Source organism: Paucidesulfovibrio gracilis DSM 16080 (genome assembly GCF_900167125.1).
GTDB classification, from domain to species: Bacteria; Desulfobacterota; Desulfovibrionia; order Desulfovibrionales; family Desulfovibrionaceae; genus Paucidesulfovibrio; species Paucidesulfovibrio gracilis.
Genome location: NZ_FUYC01000038.1, coordinates 1 through 8,390, shown reverse-complemented (window position 1 = coordinate 8,390; position 8,390 = coordinate 1). Strand labels below are relative to the sequence as shown.

General features: G+C 62.2%; 4 protein-coding genes. 3 read left to right on the top strand and 1 reads right to left on the bottom strand.

The window, feature by feature from the left end:
• Nucleotides 1-551 precede the first annotated feature (551 nt).
• Nucleotides 552-1,424 (bottom strand): diaminopimelate epimerase, encoded by an 873-nt coding sequence (gene dapF, locus B5D49_RS14405; RefSeq protein ID WP_078718424.1) that lies wholly within the window; start codon nucleotides 1,422-1,424, stop codon nucleotides 552-554.
• Nucleotides 1,425-1,604: 180 nt separating this feature from the next.
• On the opposite strand from dapF, the gene B5D49_RS14400 reads away from it, so the two are divergent.
• The 3 genes from B5D49_RS14400 to B5D49_RS14390 all read left to right on the top strand — a co-directional run bounded on the left by B5D49_RS14400 (nucleotide 1,605) and on the right by B5D49_RS14390 (nucleotide 7,928).
• Nucleotides 1,605-3,800 carry a hybrid sensor histidine kinase/response regulator gene (locus B5D49_RS14400; RefSeq protein ID WP_078718423.1) on the top strand — a complete coding sequence of 732 codons (2,196 nt, stop codon included), beginning with the start codon at nucleotides 1,605-1,607 and terminating at the stop codon, nucleotides 3,798-3,800.
• Nucleotides 3,801-3,903: 103 nt separating this feature from the next.
• Nucleotides 3,904-5,265, top strand: a complete 1,362-nt coding sequence (locus tag B5D49_RS14395) for a protein kinase domain-containing protein (RefSeq protein WP_078718422.1) — start codon at nucleotides 3,904-3,906, stop codon at nucleotides 5,263-5,265.
• Nucleotides 5,262-7,928 carry a cobyric acid synthase gene (locus B5D49_RS14390; RefSeq protein WP_078718425.1) on the top strand — a complete coding sequence of 889 codons (2,667 nt, stop codon included), beginning with the start codon at nucleotides 5,262-5,264 and terminating at the stop codon, nucleotides 7,926-7,928. The genes B5D49_RS14395 and B5D49_RS14390 overlap by 4 nt, the downstream gene beginning before the upstream one ends.
• Nucleotides 7,929-8,390 lie beyond the last annotated feature (462 nt).

Here is an 8,390-nt window from a genome sequence, read left to right as displayed (position 1 = left end):
GACCAATTCGTACTCAGCCATGACCATCTCCATTAAAAAGATACCGTCCCAACACGGGGATATATATCCCACCATGCACCCCAGCCGACTCATTCCCCCTTACCAGACCAAGGAACCATTGCCTAGCCGGAGAGAAAAAGAACTCGCGAAAACCAATGCCTTCGGCGACCAGGGGGAAAACCTTTCTGAAGAAAGGTTCTTCCCCCTGGACCCCCTTTCCAAAGACTTTTCCTTGCTCCAGGCCTGCGGCCTGTCGCGGTTATCGTTTTTTGCTTCATGCCCCCCCCTTTTTTCCCCCTCCCAAAGCAAAAGAACGGCCGAAGCCGTTCTTTTGCTTTGGGGCGCACCGTTGCCGCGAGTTTCGGGAGGGCGGAGCCATCCCGGAAATCGCGGCAACATGAGATCGCGTTGCCGCGCTGCTTTGCCTGTCCACCCCCAGACGTCTTCCCACCCCACGCCCCCGGCCGCGCGCAGCGCGAGACCGGTAAACGGGGGTCCAGGGGGCCGCGGGCCTCCTGGTCGCCGAAGGCCTGCCTTTCCGTCCAGCATTGCTAGGCCAAATTCAGGCCCAGGGCGTCCAGGTTCAGCGTGCCGGTGAAGACCAGGGTGGCCGCGCCTTGCAGATACGGTTGTCCTTCACGCATGAGCACGCCCAGCACTTCACCGCTTGAGGCGGTCACCTGAGCTTGGGCGGACGTCAGGCCCAGGGCGTGGGCGATAATTTGCGATGCTGCCGCGCCGGTTCCGCAGGCGTAGGTTTCATCTTCCACGCCCCGCTCGTAGGTACGGCAGATCAGGCTGGATTCGTCCAGCACCTGCACGAAGTTGACATTGGTTCCGGCGGGCTGAAAATGTTCGTGATATCGCAAGGCTGCCCCCATGGAGGGGACATTTACTTTTGACGCGTCCGGCACGAACACCACGGCGTGGGGAACGCCGCTATCCACAAAGTGAACTTCCACTTCCTGTTCCCGTCCGGCGGAATCCATAACCAGCAACGGCCGATGCAGGACCATGTCCTTTGGCGGTGTCAGTTGCACGCGCACCTGTCCGGCTTCCTTGCCTTCGGTGAACACCTCCGCATGGATGGGACCGGCATCCGTGCCAAAGACGTGGTTTTTCGGGGCTATGCCCAGGGAATGGGCCAGCCGCGCAGCGCAGCGGGAGGCATTGCCGCACATTTCCGCCCGGGAGCCGTCGTTGTTGTAGAAATGCCAGCGGTAATCCAGCTCCGAATCGGAAGGCGCGTCTTCCAGAAAAAAAATACCGTCCGCACAAACGCCGAAGGCGCGGGCGCAGGCTTTTTTTGCCCATTGTGCCATGTCGGATTGCGGTACGCGCACTTCGCGGTTGTCGATGGCCACAAAATCGTTACCGCACCCCTGCATCTTATAAAAAGGCACGGCTCTGCCCATCAGCTGCATATTCATACTCCTTTGCATCCCTTGTTTTTCACAGAGTCGGAGAGCCTCGTCAAGTTCCGGCGGGCCGCGCACTGCGGTGTCCACAACAAGGCCGCAAACAACACCGTTTTCATTTTTTCCGCAGTGTGCTAACAATGTCCTCAAAATACCGTGCCCCAAAGAAAAGGCGAGCTGCCCATCATGGCCAACGACAACGCACCATCCTCTTCGGGCGGTCAAAGCGCCCTGCTCATCGCCCTGGTTTACGCGGCGTGCGGATTCCTTTGGATTCTGCTCTCGGACCGCGCCGTGGAACTGATCATTTCGGATCCGGGTATGCTCGGCCTCGTGCAGACGTACAAAGGCTGGTTCTTTGTATTCGCCACGGCCGCGCTGTTGTATGTGCTTGTGCGAAGCTTGTTCAACAGGGTTATCCGTGCGCAGCGGACCCTGCACATGCAAACCGGGTACCTGCTCGACGTGATGCGCCGCTTGCCCCTGGCCGTGCAGGGCTATGACGAAGAACGACGCGTAGTGCTTTGGAACGAATCCAGCGAAAAGCTCTACGGGTATACGGAAGAGGAGGCTCTGGGCCGCCGCCTGGAGGATTTGATCATCCCGCCGGAACTCCGCGATGTCGTGGTGGAAAACGTCACCCGCTGGATCAGCGAGGATACGGTCATTCCTTCCGAGGAACTGACGCTCAGCCGCAAGGATGGCCGCGACGCCGAAGTTTTTTCCTCCCACATCATGATCCGCGAGCCGGAGGGCCGTCGGATCATGTTCTGCCTGGACGTGGACCTGGGGTTTCTCAAGTCGGTGCAGCGCGAACTGGAGGAAAAGGAGCGCATGCTCCGGCTCACGCTGGAAGGTACCAACGACGGAATATGGGATTATCATCTGGACACGGGCGAGGTTCGGTGCAGCCCTCGTTGGGCCAGGATGATGGGATTTGATCCCATGGCGGTGGAACGGCAGGGTTGCCGCTTTGCCGAGGGCATTCACCCCGAGGACCGGGACAGTGCGCGCCGGGCCATGGAAGACTACCTGCAGGACCGCTCACCCGAATATTCCACAAAATTCCGGCTGCGCCACCAAGACGGCTCCTGGCGATGGATCTACTCCCGAGGGCAGGTGGTGGAGCGCGACTCCATGGGCAATCCCCTGCGCATGGTCGGCGCGCATACGGATATCACCGAGCTGAAGCAGATCCAGCAAAATCTGCGGGAAGCCATGGAACGCGCCGAACATGCCTCCCAAGCCAAGAGCGAATTCCTGGCCAACATGAGCCATGAAATCCGCACTCCGCTGAACGGGCTTATGGGCATGCTGCAACTCATGGCCATGGACGAAACCCTGAACCCGGAAAACCGGGAGTATTTGGAAACCGCCCTTTCCTCGGGCCGGAGCCTGCTTTCCATCATCGGCGATGTGCTGGACTTTTCCAAGCTGGATGCCGGTGTCATGGACGTGGCCCGGGAGCCGTTCGAACTGGCCGACGTTCTGGAAACCGTCATGGCCAATTTCCTTGTTCCCGCTGAGGACAAGGAACTCATGTTGGAATTGGAGGTTGCACCTGGTGTTCCGCGTTTCCTTCTGGGCGATGCCGGGCGGTTGCGCCAAATCCTGTTCAACCTCGTGGGCAATGCGCTCAAGTTCACGGACAAGGGATCGATCAAAATTTCTGTTTCCCCGCTGTTGAGCCTGCCGGATACGGCGCGGGTGCTCTTCGTGGTGCAGGACACGGGCATCGGCATTCCCGATGACCGGATTGAGGACATGTTCGGGGCGTTCACCCAGGTGGACGGCTCCTATGCCCGCCGTTTCCAGGGAACGGGTCTGGGCCTGGGCATTGTCCGGCGGTTGGTGCAGTTGCTGGGCGGCGGTGTGACCGTGGATTCGGAATTGGGACAGGGTACGGCCTTTTACGTCAACCTGCCCTTTGGGCGGTTGGCCCCTGGGGAGCGCCCCGAACAGCGCCAGGTCAAGGAATGCCCCATGCCGGACTGCTCCTTGCAGGTGCTCATTGCCGAGGACGACCGCGTCAACCTGATCCTGGCCCAAAAAATGGTGGAACGCCTGGGGCATACCGTCACCACGGCCATGAACGGGATGGAGGCCGTGGAAAAATTGCGCAAGCAGCCTTTCGACTGCATCCTCATGGACGTGCAGATGCCGATAATGGACGGCCTTTCCGCCACAAAGGCCATTCGTGAGGACGAGGCGCTCGGCGCCATGCGCCGTATTCCCATCATCGCGCTCACGGCCCATGCCATGGCCGGACACAAGGCCAAGTTCCTGGCAGCGGGCATGGACGGATATCTCTCCAAACCCGTGGACATGGACGCGCTGAACCGCACCCTTTGCCAATTCCAAAACGAACTTCGTTCCGCGTGATCCTCTCCGAGCCGCGAATTTCCGGCCATCAAAGCCGGAAACAACCATTGCTGGACCGTTGGCCCGGCCTTGGCGTACACTCGCCACCGCCGGAGCACTACACATGAACATTGGAAAGTATAAAATTCTAGGACGATTGGGCCGTGGCGGCATGGGCGTGGTCTACAAGGCTGAACAGCCGGTCACGGGCCGCATCGTGGCGCTGAAGCTCTGCCGCCCCGCAGACATCCTCCTGGATATTGCCGGAGCCGACCGCATCCGCCAGTTGTTTTTGGAGGAGGCCCGGGCCATGGGACGGGCGCGCCATCCCAATATCGCGTCCGTGCTGGATACCGGGGAACATCCGCTTCCCGGCATCGGGACCATGCCCTTTTTTACCATGGAATATTTCTGCAACAATCTTGGGCTGGTCCTGGGTGAGGAATACGAAGCCCAGCAACACACCCGGCTCCTGGCCGTACCCCGCGCCCTGGACATCTGCCGCCAAACCCTCGAAGCCCTGCGCCGGATGCATCATGACGGCATGATCCACCGGGACGTGAAACCGTTCAACATCATGCTCACGGACGAAGGGCGCGTCGTGCTCATTGACTTCGGACTTTCCCGTTTGCGCGGGGAGGAACCAACGGCGCGGCCTCGCGGCATGGTCGTGGGGTCGCCGTTTTATGCGGCCCCGGAGCAGGAGGCCGACCCGGAGCAGGCGGACGCCCGTGCGGACCTCTATTCCGTGGGCGTCCTGCTCTATCGCGCCCTTACCGGACAGCTGCCCGGATCCTCGCTCCCCTCGGTTTCCCCACTGCGTGAGGAGCTGGATACGCATTGGGACGCCGCGTTTGCGACCCTTTTACACCCTGATCCCGCAAAACGACCACAAACCGCTGGCCACGCCCAAGCCCTGCTGCACGGCCTTGAAGCGCATTGGCGGCAACACCGCACCGAGGTCTGCGCGCTCCACGACCCGGCCCTGCCTGCACCGTCCGGCCCGCCCCGCGCCCGGCCCGCCCGGGTGCGGCCCAAGCAGGCTCTGGAATTTTTCCGGCTGGATCCGCTTTGGCGTCCCCGGCACTCCACGGCCAATCGCATCGAACCCCTGGACCACACGGACGGGGCGCTCCTGGACCGCGCCACAGGCCTGCTCTGGCAGGGCCGGGGAAGCGAATTCCCTCTGGATTACGCCCAGGCCCAGGAATACGTGGCTCAACTGCGTTCCGTACGTTCCGCCGGTCGGGACGGGTGGCGGCTGCCCACCGTTGACGAACTCGCGACCCTGTTTCTGGATCGGGCCGAACCCGGCTCCTTTTGCCTGGATCCCGCCTTTGGTTCGGACAAGGCCCGGCTCTGGAGCGCGGACCAGGCCTCGTATACAGCGGCATGGTACGTGGATGCGGATATGGGATTCGTGGGGCGGCAGGATCACACCTGCGCCTTTTACGTTCGCGCTGTTTGCGCTATGAAGTCGGCATGAAGCCACTCACCTGCGGAAAAATCGACACCAGCGGCGCGGAACGCTACGCCCACGGAGGCGATGTCCGTGTTTTGGCCCAGCACGCAGGCTGCGAGGTGCGGGAGCTGGACGATTTTTCCGCCAGCCTCAACCCGCTCGGCCCGCCCTCCTGGCTGGAACGCGAGCTGGCCCGGGCCGCTCTGGACGTCACAGCCTATCCGGACCCCACCAGCCGGGACGTGTGCCTGGCTGCCTGTGAGCTATACAAAGTGTGGCCCACCCAGGTCTGCGCGGGCAACGGAGCATCCGGGCTGTTTCCCGTGGCCGTGCGTGCCGCAGTCCGGGACGGCTTTCAGCGGGCGGTTATCCCCGCCCCCAGCTATGCGGATTATGAACGGGCTTGTGAACTGGCCGGCATGCGGACAGAATTTTTTCCCCTGGACCCGGAACAAGGTTTTGCTCCGGACTTTCGCGAACTGGAATCGCGCCTGAACGCCCCGGCCCTGATCTTTCTCTGCTCTCCCAACAATCCCACCGGGAACGTGCTGGACGCGACCCGGGTGCGTGAGTTGGCCGAATCCCATCCCCAATGCCGATTCCTGGTGGATGAGAGCTTCGCGGATTTCGTTCCCGGCATGGACCGCCTTGTGCGGAAACGGCCCGACAACCTGCTGGTCATCCATTCCCTGACCAAATTTTTCGCCATCCCTGGCCTGCGCCTGGGGCTGGCCTTTGGCGCGCCGGAATTGATCCTGCCGTTGCAGAAGTCCCAGCCGGAATGGAGCGTCAACGTGGCGGCCCAGCGGGTGGGAGCCAGCGCCCTGCGCGATTTGCCCTACCAAGCCGCGACCCGGGCCGAGGTGCAGCGCCTGCGGGAGGATCTGGAACTGGGCCTTGGGTTCGTGCCGGGCATTCGGGTATTCCCCTCCCAGGCCAATTTCCTGCTCTGCCGCATCGAACGCCTGGGGCAAAACGTGCGCCCCCTGTTTGAAAAACTCCTCTCCCAGCGCATTGCCATCCGGCCCTGCGCCAATTTCCGGGGATTGGACGACCGCTACTTCCGCGTGGCCGTGCGCACCCGCGAACAAAACCAACGCCTCTGCAACGCCCTGGAAGTCTATTTCGGCCTACGCAAGCCCACGCGCGTGGTCAAAAAGCGCCGCACCCCGGCCATTATGCTGCAAGGCACCTGTTCCAATGCAGGAAAAAGCGTGCTGGCCGCGGCCCTGTGCCGCATCTTTCTGCAGGATGGACTGTCCGTGGCCCCGTTCAAGGCGCAAAATATGTCCCTGAATTCCTTCGTCACCCGTGACGGACGGGAGATGGGCCGCGCCCAGGTCACCCAGGCCATGGCCTGCCGCCTGGAACCTGATGCGCGCATGAATCCGGTACTGCTCAAACCCGGCAGCGACACCGGTTCCCAGGTCATCGTCAATGGACGGCCCGTGGGCAACATGAATGTCGGCGAATACGTGCGCTACAAACCCCGGGCCTTTGAACAGGTCCAGCAGGCGTATGACTCCCTGGCCGCGGAACACGACGTCATCGTCATCGAGGGCGCGGGCAGCCCGGCTGAGATCAATCTCAAGGCCCATGACATCGTGAACATGAAAATGGCCGAATACGCGGACGCCAACGTGCTGCTCGTGGGCGACATCGACCGGGGCGGGGTGTTCGCGGCCCTGGTGGGCACCATGGACCTGCTCGACGAACCCGAACGCCGACGCGTTGCCGGGTACGTGCTGAACCGCTTTCGGGGCGACCCCCGCCTGCTGGATCCGGCCCTCTCCTCCATGGTCACCATGACCGGCAAGGAAGTGCTCGGCGTGGTCCCCTACATCCACAACCTGGGCCTGCCCGAAGAGGATTCCGTCTCCTTCAAGGCCGGCGAACACGGCATCAGCGTGGCCAAACACGAAACCACCGTGGATGTGGCCTGCATCGACCTGGGACACATTTCCAATTTCAACGATCTTGACCCCCTGCAACAGGAACCGGACGTGACCCTGCGCGTCGTACGCACGCCTCACGAACTGGGACAACCCGATGCCGTGATCCTGCCCGGCAGCAAAAGCACCGTGGCCGACATGCGCCAACTCAAAGGCGCGGGCATGCTCGCGGCCCTGCGCGCCCTGCCGGAAACCACGATCCTCGTGGGCATCTGCGGGGGATTCCAGATGCTTGGTACGCAGATCGCGGACCCCTTGGGCCTGGAAAGTGGGGAACCCGGCCCGGAAAATATCGTGGATGGCTTCGGCTTTCTCGACCTGCGCACGGCCCTGGCTCCCGAAAAAACCCTGCAACGCACCCTGGGAACGCATCTGCCCTCGGGACACGGCGTGTTCGGCTATGAAATTCATCACGGACGAACACAGCCCCTTTCCCAAAACGTGGTCCCCGTGCTGCGGGACACCCACGGTAACGACCTGGGCTACGGCCTGCCCTCGGGCCGCGTCTGGGGAACCTACCTGCACGGCGTGTTCGACGATGACGGATTCCGGCGCTGGTTCGTGAACCACCTGCGCGGCATTCGCGGACTCGAACCGCTGCACGCGGACCTGGGCGCGGACTTTGGCCTGGAAACAGCCCTGGACCACCTGGCCGCCGTGGTGCGTGAACACCTGGACATGCCCGCAATATACCGTTCCCTTGGATTCGCCGAACAGGCCAGCCTGCTGCGCTGAAGGCGAGGGAAGAGCAATGCCTTCGGCGACCAAGGGGAAAACCTTTCTGAAGAAAGGTTCTTCCCCCTGGACCCCCTTTCCAAAGACTTTCCCTTGCTCCAGGCCTGCGGCCTGTCGCGGTTATCGTTTTTTTGTTTTGTTTTATCTCCCCCTTTTCCCCTCCCCAAAAGCAAAGGAACGGCTCCGGCCGTTCCTTTGCTTTTGGGGGCGCACCGTTGCCGCGAGTTTCGGGAGGGCGGAGCCATCCCGGAAATCGCGGCAACATGAGATCACGCTGCCGCGCTGCTCCGCCTGCCCACGTCCAGACGTTCTCCCGCCGCATGCCCCCGGCCGCGCGCAAGCGCGAGACCGGTAAATGGGGGTCCAGGGGGCCGCGGGCCTCCTGGCCGCCGGAGGCATGCCGTTTCGTCCAGCGGAGGAAACATCGGTTCACCACTTGACGAACCATGCCATGGCATGCTT